General features: G+C 66.8%; 14 protein-coding genes. 8 read left to right on the top strand and 6 right to left on the bottom strand.

The features are described from left to right. Positions 1-43: 43 nt before the first annotated feature. Positions 44-925 carry a protease HtpX gene (htpX, locus tag FBY20_RS03315; RefSeq protein WP_056322419.1) on the bottom strand — a complete coding sequence of 294 codons (882 nt, stop codon included), beginning with the start codon at positions 923-925 and terminating at the stop codon, positions 44-46. Positions 926-1,079: 154 nt separating this feature from the next. Here htpX and FBY20_RS03310 point away from each other — a divergent pair, with 154 nt between their 5' ends. Both FBY20_RS03310 and FBY20_RS03305 read left to right on the top strand, forming a co-directional pair. Next, the gene (locus tag FBY20_RS03310) at positions 1,080-1,934 is read left to right on the top strand and encodes a DMT family transporter (RefSeq protein WP_056322422.1); all 855 of its coding nucleotides are present in this window, start codon (positions 1,080-1,082) and stop codon (positions 1,932-1,934) included. Between the two features lie 39 nt (positions 1,935-1,973). Further along, positions 1,974-2,825, top strand: a complete 852-nt coding sequence (locus tag FBY20_RS03305) for a sulfurtransferase (RefSeq protein WP_128827772.1) — start codon at positions 1,974-1,976, stop codon at positions 2,823-2,825. Positions 2,826-2,882: 57 nt separating this feature from the next. Here the strand turns inward: FBY20_RS03305 and FBY20_RS03300 are convergent, their stop codons facing one another. After that, positions 2,883-3,452: a phosphonate degradation HD-domain oxygenase gene (locus FBY20_RS03300; protein WP_142050011.1), complete on the bottom strand. Its 570-nt coding sequence runs from the start codon at positions 3,450-3,452 to the stop codon at positions 2,883-2,885. Between the two features lie 53 nt (positions 3,453-3,505). Next, entirely contained in the window at positions 3,506-4,369 is an 864-nt protein-coding gene (locus tag FBY20_RS03295; protein WP_056322757.1) for a LysR family transcriptional regulator, read from the bottom strand. 146 nt (positions 4,370-4,515) lie between these two features. Between FBY20_RS03295 and FBY20_RS03290 the strand changes: the two genes are divergently transcribed. From FBY20_RS03290 to FBY20_RS03270, 5 genes are all read left to right on the top strand, one after another. Next, a complete protein-coding gene (locus FBY20_RS03290; protein WP_062838651.1) occupies positions 4,516-5,589 on the top strand; it encodes a putative 2-aminoethylphosphonate ABC transporter ATP-binding protein in 1,074 nt (357 codons plus the stop codon). Further along, positions 5,567-7,369, top strand: a complete 1,803-nt coding sequence (locus tag FBY20_RS03285; RefSeq protein ID WP_255452221.1) for a putative 2-aminoethylphosphonate ABC transporter permease subunit — start codon at positions 5,567-5,569, stop codon at positions 7,367-7,369. Before FBY20_RS03290 ends, FBY20_RS03285 begins: the two co-directional genes overlap by 23 nt. 17 nt (positions 7,370-7,386) lie before the next feature. Further along, on the top strand, positions 7,387-8,217 hold the full coding sequence (gene phnX, locus FBY20_RS03280) for a phosphonoacetaldehyde hydrolase (RefSeq protein ID WP_174245384.1): 831 nt from the start codon (positions 7,387-7,389) through the stop codon (positions 8,215-8,217). A 126-nt stretch (positions 8,218-8,343) separates the two neighbouring features. Then, the gene (locus FBY20_RS03275) at positions 8,344-9,366 is read left to right on the top strand and encodes a putative 2-aminoethylphosphonate ABC transporter substrate-binding protein (RefSeq protein WP_142050005.1); all 1,023 of its coding nucleotides are present in this window, start codon (positions 8,344-8,346) and stop codon (positions 9,364-9,366) included. A 15-nt stretch (positions 9,367-9,381) separates the two neighbouring features. Beyond that, positions 9,382-10,512, top strand: a complete 1,131-nt coding sequence (locus FBY20_RS03270) for a TIGR03364 family FAD-dependent oxidoreductase (RefSeq protein ID WP_142050002.1) — start codon at positions 9,382-9,384, stop codon at positions 10,510-10,512. A gap of 90 nt (positions 10,513-10,602) precedes the next feature. Here the strand turns inward: FBY20_RS03270 and FBY20_RS03265 are convergent, their stop codons facing one another. The 3 genes from FBY20_RS03265 to FBY20_RS03255 all read right to left on the bottom strand — a co-directional run bounded on the left by FBY20_RS03265 (position 10,603) and on the right by FBY20_RS03255 (position 14,231). Continuing rightward, a complete protein-coding gene (locus FBY20_RS03265; RefSeq protein ID WP_142049999.1) occupies positions 10,603-11,748 on the bottom strand; it encodes an aromatic ring-hydroxylating dioxygenase subunit alpha in 1,146 nt (381 codons plus the stop codon). 290 nt (positions 11,749-12,038) lie between these two features. Then, complete coding sequence (locus FBY20_RS03260) at positions 12,039-13,049, bottom strand: acyltransferase (RefSeq protein ID WP_142049996.1); 1,011 nt, start codon at positions 13,047-13,049, stop codon at positions 12,039-12,041. A gap of 213 nt (positions 13,050-13,262) precedes the next feature. Further along, positions 13,263-14,231 carry a tripartite tricarboxylate transporter substrate binding protein gene (locus tag FBY20_RS03255; protein WP_056322447.1) on the bottom strand — a complete coding sequence of 323 codons (969 nt, stop codon included), beginning with the start codon at positions 14,229-14,231 and terminating at the stop codon, positions 13,263-13,265. A 179-nt stretch (positions 14,232-14,410) separates the two neighbouring features. Between FBY20_RS03255 and FBY20_RS03250 the strand changes: the two genes are divergently transcribed. Next, on the top strand, positions 14,411-15,265 hold the full coding sequence (locus FBY20_RS03250; RefSeq protein WP_142049993.1) for an IclR family transcriptional regulator: 855 nt from the start codon (positions 14,411-14,413) through the stop codon (positions 15,263-15,265). The last annotated feature ends 11 nt before the right edge of the window (positions 15,266-15,276 follow it).

Raw genomic sequence — 15,276 nt, 5'->3', positions numbered from 1 at the left:
AAAAAAGCCCGCCGAAGCGGGCTTTTTTGCGGCCGGTGACCGGTCAGATCACGCGGGCGTTCTGCAGCGCCGCGATGCGGGCCGGGATCGGCGGGTGCGAGGCGAACATGGCCGCCAGGCCGCCCTTGCCGGTGATGCCGGACGCTTCGAAGGACTTGGGCAGTTCGCCCGGTTCCAGGCCGCCCAGGCGGGCGAGCGCGCGGATCATCGGTTCGCGGGCGCCCATCAGGTGGGCCGAGCCGGCGTCGGCGCGGTATTCGCGCTGGCGCGAGAACCAGGCCACGATGATCGAGGCCAGCACCCCGAAGATGATTTCACAGACCAGCACGGTGACGAAGTACCCGGGGCCGATGCCGCGTTCGTTCTTGAACACGACGCGGTCGATGAAGTAGCCGACCACGCGCGCCAGGAAGATGACGAAGGTGTTCACCACGCCCTGGATCAGGGTCAGGGTGACCATGTCGCCGTTGGCGATGTGCGCGACTTCGTGCGCCAGCACGGCCGCGACTTCCTCTTCGGTCATGCTTTCGAGCAGGCCCGTGGACACCGCGACCAGGGAGTCGTTCTTGAATGCGCCCGTGGCAAATGCGTTGGGGGCGCCTTCGTAGATGGCGACTTCGGGGCGGCCGATGCCGGCGCGGTCGGCCAGTTGGTGGACGGTGTCGACCAGCCAGGCCTCGCGCTGGTTGCGGGGCGAGTTGGGATCCAGCACCTGCGCGCCGGTGCTCCATTTGGCCATTGGCTTGCTCATGAGGAGCGAGATGATGGCGCCCGTGAAGCCGACCACGACCGAGAAGATCAGGAGCGCGTTGAAGTTGATCCCGTTGGCCGTGATGACACGGTCTACGCCCAGGATGCGAAGCGTGGCCGACAGCACGAGCATGACGGCCAGGTTGGTGATGACGAACAGAACAATGCGTTTCATGTTTTTTATATTCCTCTGCGAGCGGCAAATACCCGGATTTCGACATGGCGGAGCCTTGCCAGTTCCCCGACTCGCCGGCTCCTCGCCCGGTGACGGAGAGTATAGTATCGCTTTCCCTTATTCCTTCCCCCCTTTTCCCTTAGCGTAGACCCGCATGCAAGCACTTTGGATGTTGGTGGCGTCCGCCATGTTCGCCATCATGGGGTCGTTCGTGAAGCTCGGCACCGAACACGGCGCATCGCTGCCGCAGGTCGTGCTCTTTCGCGGCCTGCCCTCGGTGATCCTGCTGCTGCTCTGGGCGCGCGCCGGCCGCCAGTCCATCATTCCCACCAGCTGGAAGCTGCACATCTGGCGCAACCTGTCCGGCGTCACCTCGATGTGGCTGGGCTTTTTTGCCATTTCCCATCTGCCGCTGGCCACCGCCACCAGCCTGAACTACACGGCGCCGCTGTTCATCGCCTGCTGGATGCTGGGATGGGGCGGGGCGCAGCGCGACCCGGTGCGGATCCTGGCTGTGGTGCTGGGCTTTCTGGGCGTGATCGCCGTGCTGCGGCCAAGCATCAACGACGACCAGTGGCTTGCCGCCCTGCTTGGCATGGGGGCGGGGGCCATGTCCGCCATTGCGATGATGCAGATCCGCCAATTGGGCCGCATTGGCGAACCCGAATGGCGCACCGTGCTGTTCTTTTCGGTGGCCGTGTGCGCCTCCAGCGCCGCCGGTCTGGCGTTCGAGGGCTGGGGCTACGCGGACTGGACCGGCTACCTGTCGCTCCTGGGCGTGGGCGTCGCGGGGCTGTTCGGACAACTGGCCATGACCCGGGCGTTCGGCATGGGGTCGGCGCTGCTGACCGCCGCCCTGCAGTACAGCACCATCATCTTCGCGGCACTGATCGGCATGGGCTTCTGGGGCGACCATCTGGACGTCGTGGCCTGGGCCGGCATGGGCCTCATCATTTTCGCGGGCCTGCTGTCGGTGTGGCGCACCATGCGCGACCCCAAGCCGGGCTGATCCCGGCGCCCGCCGCTTTTCACACAGGAGCCCCATCGCATGACGACGACCCTGATCACCGCCGCCGATCTCTCTGCACGCCTGGACTCGCCCGACGTGCGCGTGTTCGACGTGCGCCATGACCTGACCAATCATTCGGCGGGCCGCCAGGCCTACGACGCAGGCCACATCCCCGGGGCCCGCTTCCTGGATCACGAAACCGAGCTGGCCGCCGCTCGCACCGGCAAGAACGGACGGCATCCGCTGCCCGACCGGGCGCAATTCGGCGCCCTGATGGCCGCGCATGGCGTGACGCCCGGCACGCTGGTGGTGGCCTACGACGCCAGCGGCGGCATGTACGCGGCGCATCTGTGGTGGATGCTGCGCTGGCTGGGCCATGACCGGGTCGCCGTGCTGGATGGCGGGTGGCAGGCCTGGACGGCTGCGGGGCTGCCCGTCAGCCACGACCCGGCGCCGGCGGTGCAGCCGGGCACGCCTGTCGAACCGGGCAAGTCCCTGGCGGGCACGGTCGATGCCCAGGCGGTGCTGGCCAACATCGCCCAGCCGTCGTTCACGGTCGTCGACGCGCGCGCCGCCAACCGGTATCGCGGCGAAGTCGAACCCATGGACCCGGTGGCCGGCCATATCCCCGGCGCGCTGAACCGTCCGAACGGCGAAAACCTGCAGCCCGATGGCCGTTTCAAGACGGCCGAGCAGCTGCGCGCGGAGTTCGGCAGCCTGCTGGCCGGGCGCGACCCAGCCTCGGTCGTCCACCAGTGCGGCTCGGGCATCACGGCCTGCCACAACCTGCTGTCCATGGAGATTGCCGGCCTGACGGGCTCGCGCCTCTATCCGGGGTCGTGGAGCGAATGGTGCAGCGATCCCGCCCGGCCGGTGGCCAAGGGCGCGTGAACGAACAAAAAGCCAGGGCAACGCACCCTGGCTTTTTTCATGGGCAATGCGCGGCCGTTACCAGACGGCGGCCAGCTTGACGCGGCCGGACACGCTTTCGGCGATCTCCAGGAAGTGGTCGAGCGGCGGCGTGGGCAGCCCCGGCACCTTGGCCATGTCGTCCCAGCGCCGCAGACGGATCGCGTCCGGCGCGCCGGGCATGCTGGCGAAGTCGACCGCCTGGCCCGCGTCGAAACTGCCGCCCTGCAGCGCCAGGCTGCGGCGGGAATCGTCCGACAGCTTCGCTTCGTACTGCGGTTCCACGTAGCAGAGGTAGCGCTTGGCTTCCACGTGCAGCCGAATGGGGTCCAGCACGGCGGAACTGAACAGGCCGCGCAGGAAGGGCAGCACGAAATACTGATGCTTGTCGTCGATGCCGCGCAGCGTGGGCGTGCCCGGCCGGTCGGCGATCAGATGGCCCAGGTCATGCAGCAGGCAGGCCGTGATGAGATGGGCCTTGGCGCCGTGCTGTTCGGCCAGTGCGGCCGTTTGCAGCGCATGGCGCAGATGGCTGACGGATTCGCCGTCATAGGACCGGTGTCCGCGTTCAAGGAAAAGCTGTTCGATGTCCTGCAGGGTCAAGGCCATGGTTGTCTCCTGAGTGGCCGCAAGGGGAAGAGGCGGGACAGTGACCGCGACGGTCAGCCGGCTGCCGGCGCCATCTCCAGAAAGCGCGCGATGAGTTGCACCGGTTGGCGCTCGCGCAAGCAGTACAGGTATTCATTCATCACGATGCCGGCGTCCTGGATGTCCAGGGCCGCCAGATCGGGATGGGACGGAATTTCGCGTGACGGGATGAGGCTGATGCCCAGTTCGCACAGGATGGCCTGGCGGATCGACTCGCGGCTGCCGATCTCCAGCGTGCGGCGCACGGTGACGCCGGCCGCACGCAGCGCGTCTTCGGTCAGCTGGCGCGTCATGGAGCCGGGTTCGCGCAGCAGCAGCGCATGCTCGGCCAGATCGGCCAGCCGCACCTGGCCGCGCCGGGCCAGCGGATGATCGCGATGCGCCACCACGCGGATCGGGTCCGCGGCGATCTTGCGGCGGTACAGGTGCTTGTCATCCATCAGAAAGGAAGACGTGGCAATCTCGATGCGGTAATCCTGCAGCGCCTGCAGCATCGACTGCGAATTGCCGATCGTGACCGTCAGGTCGATGCCGGGATAGCGCTGGTTGTAGCGCCGCACGGTATCCATGATGTAGTAGGGGCCGGTCGCGCCAATGCGCAGGTTGCCCTCGCGCAGGTCGCTCGCGTCGCGCAGCCGGAAGTCGATCTCGGTCTCCTGCTGCACCAGCTTCTCGACCATCGGCATCAGGTTTTGCCCGGCGTCCGACAGCCGCATGCCGCGCCCCTGCCGATGAAACAGCTCGATGCCGTAGCGCGATTCAAGCTGGCGCAATTGCCCCGTCACCGTGGGCTGGCTGACGCCCAGCTGGGCGGCGGCCTTGGTGACGGTTCCGCAGCGGGCGACGGCATAGAAGGATTTGAGTTCGGCGACGAGCACGGTCGGGGGGCGAAGGTTGGACGCAATGCGCAAGACCGCCAGTACACCAAAATAATTTGATGTTTTTATTACTGCATTTGCGCGAAGTGTCATAAACGCTCAATACGCGGCTCCCATACTGCCTTCGTTCCCAGACCGGAGGCCCCATGCCCCAACGCGATACCGCCTTTCTCTCCGTGCAGAATCTCGTGAAGCGATTCGGCAGCCACACGGCGCTGGCCGACGTTTCGCTGGATATCCGCGCCGGAGAATTGGTGTGCCTGTTGGGGCCGTCGGGGTGCGGCAAGACAACGCTGCTGCGCGCGATCGCCGGCCTGGAGCGCCAGGACAGCGGAACCATCGTGCTGTCCGGCCGTGATATTTCCCATGCCGAGCCGCAGGCGCGCGACTACGGCATCCTGTTCCAGTCCTATGCGCTGTTTCCGAACCTGACCGTGGCCCAGAACGTGGCCTATGGCCTGAGCGGCAAGCGCGCCCATCGCAACCACGTCGCCAGCCGCGTCGAGGAAATGCTGACGCTGGTCGGCCTGGCCGGCGCGGCGCAGAAGTATCCCGGCCAGATTTCGGGCGGCCAGCAGCAGCGCGTGGCGCTGGCGCGCGCGCTGGCCCCGTCGCCGTCGCTGCTGTTGCTGGACGAACCCATGTCGGCGTTGGATGCGCGGGTGCGAGAACACCTGCGAATCGAACTGCGCGCGCTGCAAAAGCGCCTGTCCATCACCACGCTGATGGTGACGCATGACCAGGAAGAGGCCATGGTGATGGCCGACCGCATCGCCGTGATGAATGGCGGGGTGATCGAGCAGTACGGCACGCCGCGCGAACTCTACCGCCAGCCGGGGTCGGCCTTCATCGCCGACTTCGTGGGCGAAGCCAACTGGCTGCCGTTCGAACGCATCGATACGCACCGCGCCCGGGTGGGGCGGCAGGAGCTGGCGGTCGACGCGGCGCTGGACGCCCGCTCGGGCAAGCTTTTCGTGCGGCCCGAGGCCGTGCGCGTCAGCATGGCCAAGCCCGAAGAGCCCAACGCCATGCTGGCCGACGTGCTGGACGGCGTGTTCCTGGGGCGCAGCTACCGCCTTGCCCTGCGCCTGGAAGGCGTGCCCGGCGCCACCGTGCATTCCATCGTGTCCCCCGAAACCGGAGATGCCCTCTTGGGCCCTCACGCTGCCAGCCGTTGCTGGGTGGAGCTGCCGCGCCATGCGATACGCGCCTACGCTTGATCCGGCCATGAACGATTCGCGCGCCGTGGGTCAGACCGCGCCCCATTCCCCGGCTCCCGCCGCCTTTGCGCCGCTGCCCGCCTTGGGGCGCCGCCCGCTGCCCGCCTGGATCGGCGCGCTGGGCCTGGCGCTGGGGCAGGGCGGTCTGGCGCTCGGCCTGCTCGTTTTCCTGGCGCTGCCCCTGGCGGCGATCCTCGTCAAATCGGTGACGGACGCCGATGGCGGCTGGGCCGGCCTGTCTGTCATCGCGGGCATCATCGGCGCCGATGGTTTCCTGGACATGGTGGGGCGCAGCCTTGCCGTGGGAATCGTGACGACGTTGCTGGTCGTGCCCTGCGCCTACGGCTTTGCGTATGGCCTCACGCGCACCCGCCTGCCGGGCAAGGGCATCCTGCGCACGATCGCGCTGTTGCCGCTGCTTGCGCCGTCGCTGCTGCCCGGCATTGCGCTGGTCTATCTGCTGGGCAACCAGGGACTGCTCAAGGGCCTGACCGGCGGCGCCACCATCTATGGCTTCTGGGGCATCGTGGTGGGCGAGGCGTTCTACACGTTTCCGCATGCGCTCATGATCCTGCTGACGGGCCTGGCCCTGGCCGACGGCCGCCTCTATGACGCGGCGCGCGCCATGGGCGCGGGCACGTGGCGCACCTTCATGACGGTCACGCTGCCCGGCACGCGTTACGCGGTGTTCTCGGCCTGCTGCGTGGTTTTCACGCTGACCGTCACCGACTTTGGCGTGCCCAAGGTGGTGGGCGGCGACTACAACGTACTCGCCATGGAGGCCTACAAGGCGGTGGTCGGGCAGCAGAATTTCCCCAAGGGCGCGGCCATCGGCATCCTGTTGCTGCTGCCGGCGCTGCTGACCTTCGTGCTGGACCGCCGGCTGCGGGCCCGCCAGGGCGCCCAGATGAGCGGCCGCGCGCAGCCTTACGCGGCCGGCGTGAACGGCCGCCGCGACTCGGCATTCCTGGCCCTGTCCGGCGTGATGGCTGCCTTTCTGCTGCTCATCATCGGTGTGGCGGTGTGGGCGTCGTTCGTGAAGATGTGGCCGTACAACCTGTCGATGTCGCTGCGTTCTTACGACTTCGACAACATGGACGGCGGCGGCTGGCTCGCCTGGCGCAACAGCCTGCAGCTCGCGTTCTTCACGGCGCTCGCGGGCACCGTGGTGGTCTTCGTGGGCGCGTGGATGATGGAGAAGGTGCCTGCGCGCGGCACGGTGGCGCGCGGCCTGCGCGGCATGGCCGGCATGCTGGCGCTGATGCCGATGGCGGTGCCAGGGCTCGTGCTGGGCCTGGGCTATATCTTCTTTTTCAATAGCCTGGCAAACCCCCTGAACGTGCTGTACGGGACGATGCCGCTGCTGGTGCTGTGCACGGTCGTGCACTTCTACACCAGCGCCCACCTGACAGCCGCCACGGCGCTCAATGCGCTCGACCCGGAGTTCGAGGCCGCCTCCGCGTCGCTGAAGGTGCCGCGCCTGGCGACCTTCCTGCGCGTGACGCTGCCGATGTGCCTGCCCGCGGCGCTGAATGTTGCCCGCTACCTTTTCGTATCCGCCATGACGACGGTGTCGGCCGTGGTGTTTCTCTACAGCCCGTCGACGGTGCTGGCCGCCGTGGCCGTGCTTAACATGGACGACGCCGGCTTCATCGGTCCGGCCGCCGCCATGTGCACGGTCATCATGGCCAGCTCCGCCGTTGCCGCCCTGGTCCTGCACCTGGCCAGCCGTGCCCTGGTGGCGCGCACGCAGGCCTGGCGGCGCCCGGCGACCCGTTGACCGGCCCATTTTTCAGGATGACTTCCATGACAGTTCAACCCTTGCCCGTCCGCCTCGAGGCGGTGATTTTCGACTGGGCCGGCACGCTGGTCGACTTCGGCTCCTTTGCGCCCACCAAGGTGTTCGTGGACGCGTTCGCGCAGTTCGGCATGGACGTGTCGCTGAAGGAGGCGCGCGGCCCGATGGGCATGGGCAAGTGGGACCACATCCGTACCCTGTGCGACCAGCCCGCCATCGCCGCCCAGTATCAGGCCCGCTTCGGCCGCGTGCCCAGCGACGACGACGTCACCGCCATCTACGAGCGCTTCCTGCCGATGCAGCTGGAGAAGGTGGCGCAGTATTCGGCCGCCATTCCCGGCGCGGCCGACGTGATGCGCGCCTTGCGCGGGCGCGGCCTGAAGATCGGGTCGTGCTCCGGCTATCCCGCCAGTGTGATGCGCCGCGTCGTCGAGCGCGCGGCCGCCGATAACCTGACGCCCGATTGCATCGTCGCCAGCGACGAGGTCCCGCGCGCGCGTCCGGCGCCCGCGATGGCCCTGAAGAACGTGGTCGAGCTGGGCCTGTCCGACGTGGCCGCGTGCATCAAGGTCGACGACACCGCGCCGGGCATCGAAGAAGGCCGCCGCGCCGGCATGTGGACCGTGGGCCTCTTGCTGTCGGGCAACGCCGCGGGCCTGACGCTGGACGAATACCTTGGCCTTGCCGGCCCCGCCCGTGACGCAGCACGCGCCGCCGCGCGCGCGGAGCTGAAGCCGGCTGGTCCGCATTACGTGATCGACACGGTGGCTGACCTGCCGGCCGTGGTCGACGACATCGAAGCCCGTCTGGCGCGAGGCGAACGCCCCTGATCTAAATCCTGCCGCCCGGCGCCCCGGGCCACCCCGAAACCTTTGACTCACCGCGATCCGCAGCCGGCAGCCGCCGGCCGCGGGGACCTCGTTCATCCTGTTTTTCGCTCACGCACGGAGTTGTTCATGAATCGCTACAAGCTGCTTGCACTGGCCGCCGCCCTGACGGGCGTGATGGGCGCCGCCTCGGCCGAGACCACGCTGACCGTCTACACGGCGTTGGAAGCCGACCAGATCAAGGCCTACCAGGCCGCCTTCGAAAAGGCCAATCCCGACATCATGATCCAGTGGGTGCGCGACTCCACCGGCATCATCGCCGCCAAGCTGCTGGCCGAGAAGAACAATCCCAAGGCCGACGTGATCTGGGGCCTGGCCGGCACGGCGCTGGGCCTGATGGACAAGGAAGGCATGCTGCAGCCCTACGCCCCCAAGGGTCTGGACCAGATCGCCGCCAACATGCGCGACGCCAAGGCCGAACCCGCCTGGGTCGGCATGGACGGCTATGCCGCCGCCATCTGCTTCAACACGATCGAAGCCGAAAAGCAGAAGCTGCCCAAGCCCACGTCGTGGCAGGACCTGACCAAGCCGGTGTATGCCGGCAAGATCGTCATGCCCAACCCGGCCTCGTCCGGCACGGGCTTTCTGGACGTGAGCGCCTGGCTGCAGATGTTTGGCGAAGAAAAGGGCTGGGCCTACATGGACGCCCTGCACAAGAACATCGGCTCGTACACGCACTCGGGCTCCAAGCCGTGCAACATGGCTGCCGCCGGCGAATTCCCGATCGGCATTTCGTTCGACTACCGCGCGGCCAAGCTGAAGGCCGACGGCGCGCCGGTCGAAGCCGTGTTCCCGTCGGAAGGCCTGGGCTGGGAAGTGGAAGCCACCGCCATCATGAAGGGCACCAAGAACCTGGAAGCCGCCCGCAAGCTGGCTGACTTCTCGGCCAGCCGCGAGGCCAATGAGCTGTACAAGGCCAACTTCGCGGTGCTGGCGATTCCGTCGATCGCCACGGCCAACCCGAACCTGCCCGCCGACCTGACCGCGCGCATGATCAAGAACGACTTCACGTGGGCCGCCACGAATCGCGACCGCATCATCGCCGAGTGGACCCGCCGCTACGACGGCAAGTCCGAGCCCAAGAAGAAGTAAGGCGGCGTCCCGGCGATGAAGACTTACGACGTAATCGTGGTGGGCGCGGGCATGCTCGGCATCGCGCATGCCTGGGCGGCCGCCAAGCGCGGCCTGTCCGTTGCCGTAATCGAGCGCAGCCGCCAGGCCCACGGCGCCACCATCCGCAACTTCGGACAGGTCATCGTGACGGGGCAGGCGCCCGGCACGATGCTGTCGCACGCGCAGCAGTCGCGCGAGCTGTGGCTCGACCTGGCGGACAAGGCGGGTTTTCATGTGCGCGCCAACGGGGCGCTGGTGCTGGCCCGCAACGTCGACGAGGCCGACGTGCTGCAGGAGTTCGCGGACACGCGCCTGCGGCAGGAAGGGTATCGCGCGGATCTGCTTTCCGCGCGTGAGGTGGCCGGCCTTTATGGCGGCCAGCTCGCGCATCACTGCCTGGCGCTGCGCGGCCACGACGATCTGCAGATCTATTCGCGCGAGGCGCTGCCGGCCATCACGCACTACCTGCAGTCTTCGTTGGGCGTGGACTTCATCACCGGAACGCTCGCGCGCGCCGTGGAAAAGGGCGAAGTCAGCACGTCGGCGGGCGACTTCACGGGCACGCACGTGTTCGTGTGCCCGGGCCACGATTACCTGACCCTGCTGCCGGAACTGTTCGCGCCGCTGGATCTGGAGGTCACGCGCCTTCAGATGCTGCGCGCGGTGTTCGACACGCATCCCATCGCGGTGGACCGGCCGCTGCTGACCGGGCTGTCGTGCGTACATTACGGCGCGTTCTCGGACCTGCCCACGGCGCAGGCGCTGCGCGGCGTGATCCAGGCGCGCACGCCCATGCTGCTGGAAAACGGCATCCACCTGCTGATCAGCCCCACGCCCTACGGCGAACTGATCATCGGCGATTCGCACCGCTATGGACAGGACGCGCTGCCGTTCAATGACGAGGCCGTCGACAACGCGATGCTGGACCTGGCGTCGCAGGCATTGGGCGCGCGGCTGCGCGTGGTGGAGCGCTGGCAGGGCGTCTACGGCGCGCACGGGCCGGCGCCGTTCTCGGTCATGCCGGTGGATCCGGCGACCACGGTGGCGGTCATGCACTCCGGCGTCGGCATGACGGTGGGGCTGGCGATCGGCGAAAGGACGGTCGCTGGTGTCATCGGACGCTGACGCACGCTGACGCATCCAGACGAAAAAAGGGCCTCGCGAATCGGAACCGATGTCGCGAGGCCCTTTTTCTTGCAAGCCGGGGCAGGGGAACTACACCGCTTGCATGATGCGGCGGTACCACTCATGAAAGTGCTGCATGCCGTCTTCCATGGGCGACTGGTAGGGACCGGTCTCGTTCACGCCGCGCAGCATCAATGCCTTGCGGCCAGCGTCCATGCGTTCGGCGATCTCGTCGTCCTCGATGGCCGTTTCCATGTAGGCCGCACGCTGCGCCTCGACGAATTCGCGCTCGAAGGCGGCGATTTCCTCGGGGTAGTAGAACTCGACCACGTTCACCGTTTCCTGCGGGCCCTTCGGGTACAGCGTGGACAGCACCAGCACATGCGGATAAAGCTCGATCATGTGCGTCGGGAAGTACGTGACCCACACGGCGCCGAAGTCGGGGGCGTCGCCTTCGCGGAACGACAGCAGGCGGTCGTGCCACTGCTTGTAGACGTCCGAGCCCGGCTGCGCCAGCGCATTGTGCACGCCCACCTTCTGCAGGCTGTACCAGTCGTTGAACTCCCAGGTCAGGTCGTCGCAAGTGACGAAACGCCCCAGTCCGGGATGGAACGGGCCGACGTGGTAGTCCTCGAGGTAGACCTCGATGAAGGTCTTCCAGTTGTAGTTGCACTGATGCACTTCAACGTGGTCCAGCACGTAGTCGCCGAAGTCGAATTCGGGACGCGCAAACAGCGGCGCCATGTCGGCGGCCGGATCGCGCGGGCCTTCGAAGAGCAGCCCGTGGCAATCGCGCAGGCGGAACTTCTGCAGGTTCATGCAGGGCGTGGTCTCGAACTGCGGCGCGCCCAACAAACCACCCTGGTTGTTGTACGTCCAGCGATGCAGCGGGCAGACAATGTTGCCGCCCGTGGCCTTCAGATTGCCGTGCGTGTTGCAGTTGCCGGCCACGTTGCCGGCCTGGCCGCCAAGCATCAGTGCCTGACGGTGGCGGCAGACATTTGAGATGAGTTCGACGCCGTGCTGGTTGCGAACCAGCGAGCGCCCTCCGTTTTCCTGGACCAACGTACGCCAATCCCCGATTTCGGGCACCAATTTCTGGTGGCCGACATAAAGCGAGGATTGCTTGAAAATGAGTTCTTGCTCGCGGGCAAAGAGGGCTTCGTCAAAATATGCGCTGACGGGTAGCTGGGTGCGAGCTGGCACGACATGTGCCATCCGACCGATGTCGGTCATGATTCCCTCCGCTCGGATAAAAAAGCCAGGACGGTTTGAGCCTTGCCAGGTGCTTTTGTTCAAGTCCAGGATCCCGGCGACGGTTCCGGCGGGTCTTGTTCGTGAATTCGAGCCTGGTTGAATCCGTTCTGGCGCGAAGAAAAATCGGTGTCTGGCCGATCAAGTAAGCCGTGAATTGTACCCCAAGGGCCTGTGCGACGCCCGGGGCAATCCCCCCGGCTTATCGAGGCAATCCGCGGGTGGCATTGACCCGGCGCAAAGCGCGATTAACCCTTTAATCCGTAGGTCTTTCAGACGAGGCGGCGGGTGGCCGGATGACGGCGCAGCAGCCAGCTGCTGGCGGCTGACAACGCAAACACCATCATCGTCAGCAAGGGCACCGCCCACACATCGCGGTCGCCGCCGGAAAACGCGCCCGCGCGGCGCGCGACATCCAGGAAGACCGGATGGATGAGATAGACGCCAAAGGTCAGCGGGGCCAGCGCGGCAAGCCTGGGCAGCCGCGGCGAGGACACGATCCATTGGAACGCGGCCAGCGACATGAACGGGACCGTCAGGCTGAAGTAGTCGTAGAAGTAGGTGTCCAGCACGTGGCCGTTGGACATGATCGTCACGCCCATCGCCGTCGCGGCCACGGTGGCGGCAAGCATCAGGCCCGGGCGCGGCACGCGCATCTCGCCGTCAAAGATCAGGCGGCCGGCGACGAAGTAGCCCAGATAGGGCAGGAACCACGTCAGGAAAAAACCATGCGGCGCGCCCAGCGCGCGGCGATACAGGGCGTCAAGGATCGCCACCCCCAGGATGCCCACGACCCACAACGCCCGCGCTTTCGGCGTGCTGCGCGCATACAGCACCCGCACCAGCGGCGCGAACAGGTACAGGCCGACGATCATGTACAGGTACCACAGGTGGTAGTAGGGCTCGCCCTGCGCGACCTTGCGCGGCCAGAACGAAAAGTCCACGCGTCCGTCGTCCCACCAATCCAGGCCGGTGCGCCACGTCAGGTAGAAGAGCGTCCAGAACAGCAGCGGCGCGCAAATCCGCGCCATGCGTTTGCTGTAGAAGCGCCGCGCATCGTGGGGCTTATCGGGATCGAGCAGCAGGGCGCCGCTCACCATCACGAAGACGGGCACGCACCAGCGCGCGGCCGAGTCATACAGGTTGGCGGCCAGCCATGCGCCGCGGCCATGCGCGGCGGGATCGCTGACGATGAGTGCGGCGCTGTGCAGCAGAACGACGGCCAGCGCAGCCAGCCATCGGGCTGTGTCAAGGCGGGCGTATCGGTCTTCGGGGTGAGGCATCGGGCTCCCGGATGGTTCGGCTTCTTCTCGCCTTACCTTATCAGCGCCGCCACGCCGATTTCTGTATCCAGGGGTTAAGCCGCGCGTAAAAAACCGACAGGGCCGGGAGGGCGCTGTCGGGGGGAAGGGGCCTGCCCGCAGCTGAGCCACGGGCAGGCCGATCGCGGGCCGGCGGTCCGCGAACGTTTTGTCACGAAACCGGCGGGTAGAGGCTTACTGCAGGACGATGTTGGCCTGCTTGATGAGTTGCGACACGATGGGCTGCTCGGTCTTGATCTGCTTGTCCAGTTCGGCGGCGGTGCCCGAACGCGGGTCGATGCCCATGTCCAGCAAGCGCTTTTTCACGGCTTCGTCCTGCAGCGTTTCGGTCAGTGCGGCCTGCAGGCGTTCGACCACGGGCGCGGGCGTGCCCTTGGGCGCAACGAAGCTGAACCAGGCGGTCATGTCGAACGACGGGTAACCCTGTTCAGCCAGCGTGCCCAGGTTGGGCTGCGTCGCCAGGCGTTTGGGGCTGGTGATCGCGAAGACCTTGACCTTGCCGGCGTCGGCCTGCGGCATGCCGGTGGCCACCATGTCGAAGAACAGGTCCACGTCGCCGCTGATCAGGGCGGGCAGGGCCTGCGTGGCGCCCTTGAACGGCACGTGCAGGATGTCGATGCCGGCGCGTTCCTTGAACAGTTCACCGGCCAGGTGCGACGAGGTGCCCGGACCGAACGTGGCAAACGTCAGCTTGCCCGGATTCTGCTTGGCGTAGGCCACCACGTCCTGGGTGTTGTTGAACGGGCGCTTCGGCGTGGACAGCAGGACCAGCGGGCCGACGCCGACCATGCCGATCTTGGCGAAGCTGTCGGGGTCGTAGGGCAGTTCCTTATACAGATAGCGGTTGGTCACCAGCGTGGAGTTCGTGGCCATCAGGATGGTGTAGCCGTCCGGCGCTTCGCGCGAGACGTAGGCGGCGCCGATGGACGTGCCCGCGCCGGCCTTGTTCTCCACGATCATCGACTGGCCCAGGTTCTTGGCCATCCGCTCGGCCAGCACGCGCGTCAGCACGTCTGTGGCGCCGCCGGCCGGGAAGGGCGAAATCACCTTGATGGGCCGCGCCGGATACGTGTCGGCCTGCGCGCCCAGCGCGGCAGCGCTGAGCATCAGGGTGGCGAGCAGTTTGAAGCTGTTGCGAATCATGTTTTCCCCTTGAAATCGCGTGGTCAGAGTGGATCGACGGGCCTGGCTTGGCTGACTTGATACGCACGCCGGGTGCGAACATCGGGCCGCTTGCCAGGTCTCCTGGGATGCTATAAATTCCGTTATATGGAATTTAATTTTGTCATTCGAAATAAACTATAAAAACGAAGCGTATAGAAATGCAATCATTTTCTAGCGGCAAGCGCGCCCCCCTCCCGCCGTCCAAGCCGGACCAGAAGCTTGAACTGAGCCTGCCCGCGCGCCGCAAGCGCGCCGCCGGCTCGGCAGAAGGCGCCCATTCGCCCGACTTCATCACGGCGCTGGCGCGGGGCCTGGACGTGCTGCGGTGCTTCCGGCACGGCGTGGCCGCGCTGGGCAACCTGGACCTGGCGCGCCTGACGGGCCTGCCCAAGCCCACCATCAGCCGCATCACCTACACGCTCACTGAACTGGGTTATCTGCGCTACCACCCCGACACCGGCAAGTACTCGCCCGGCTATGGCGTGCTGGCGCTGGGATTCGGCCTGCTTGCGGGACTAGAGGTGCGTGAGCTTGCCAAGGCCTCGATGACCGACCTGGCGCGCGACACCGGTGGCGCCGTGGCCCTGGGCGCCTTCGACGGCGATGCCATGACCTACGTCGAAGCCATCCACGGCTCGTCGGCGCTGTACTTGCGCTTGCCCGTGGGTTACCGAGCCACGTTGGACAGCGCCATGGGGCGCGCCTATCTCGCCAGCCTGCCCGCAGACGAGTGCGACGCCGTCCTCGCGCGTCTGGACCAGGGCGCCCCAGCCGCCGAGACCATTGCGCGGGCGCGCGCCGAACTCGCGCAAACCGGCTGCTGCTTCGCAATCGGCGAATGGCAGTCCGGCATCAACGCCGTCGCCGTGCCGTTCACGTCGATCACGGGCGAGGGCGTCTTCGTCATGAGCTGCGGCGGACCGGCCAGCCTGCTCGAGGCCTCGCTCCTTCGCGACCGCGTGGCCCCGGCGCTCCAGGCTGCCGTGGCAGGTCTGGCGGGGGCGCCGGCCTAGCGCGCGGGGCG

The sequence above is a fragment of the Achromobacter sp. SLBN-14 genome (genome assembly GCF_006715415.1).
Lineage (GTDB): Bacteria > Pseudomonadota > Gammaproteobacteria > Burkholderiales > Burkholderiaceae_B > Achromobacter > Achromobacter mucicolens.
The sequence above is the reverse complement of the archived record's forward strand: the minus strand, read 5'-3'. Positions and strand labels throughout refer to the sequence as shown.

Coding starts and splice junctions, on each gene's coding strand:
- htpX (WP_056322419.1), bottom strand. CDS start 925: ATGAAACGCATTGTTCTGTTCGTCATCACCAACCTGGCCGTCATGCTC.
- FBY20_RS03310 (WP_056322422.1), top strand. CDS start 1,080: ATGCAAGCACTTTGGATGTTGGTGGCGTCCGCCATGTTCGCCATCATG.
- FBY20_RS03305 (WP_128827772.1), top strand. CDS start 1,974: ATGACGACGACCCTGATCACCGCCGCCGATCTCTCTGCACGCCTGGAC.
- FBY20_RS03300 (WP_142050011.1), bottom strand. CDS start 3,452: ATGGCCTTGACCCTGCAGGACATCGAACAGCTTTTCCTTGAACGCGGA.
- FBY20_RS03290 (WP_062838651.1), top strand. CDS start 4,516: ATGCCCCAACGCGATACCGCCTTTCTCTCCGTGCAGAATCTCGTGAAG.
- FBY20_RS03285 (WP_255452221.1), top strand. CDS start 5,567: ATGCGATACGCGCCTACGCTTGATCCGGCCATGAACGATTCGCGCGCC.
- phnX (WP_174245384.1), top strand. CDS start 7,387: ATGACTTCCATGACAGTTCAACCCTTGCCCGTCCGCCTCGAGGCGGTG.
- FBY20_RS03275 (WP_142050005.1), top strand. CDS start 8,344: ATGAATCGCTACAAGCTGCTTGCACTGGCCGCCGCCCTGACGGGCGTG.
- FBY20_RS03270 (WP_142050002.1), top strand. CDS start 9,382: ATGAAGACTTACGACGTAATCGTGGTGGGCGCGGGCATGCTCGGCATC.
- FBY20_RS03265 (WP_142049999.1), bottom strand. CDS start 11,748: ATGACCGACATCGGTCGGATGGCACATGTCGTGCCAGCTCGCACCCAG.
- FBY20_RS03260 (WP_142049996.1), bottom strand. CDS start 13,049: ATGCCTCACCCCGAAGACCGATACGCCCGCCTTGACACAGCCCGATGG.
- FBY20_RS03255 (WP_056322447.1), bottom strand. CDS start 14,231: ATGATTCGCAACAGCTTCAAACTGCTCGCCACCCTGATGCTCAGCGCT.
- FBY20_RS03250 (WP_142049993.1), top strand. CDS start 14,411: ATGCAATCATTTTCTAGCGGCAAGCGCGCCCCCCTCCCGCCGTCCAAG.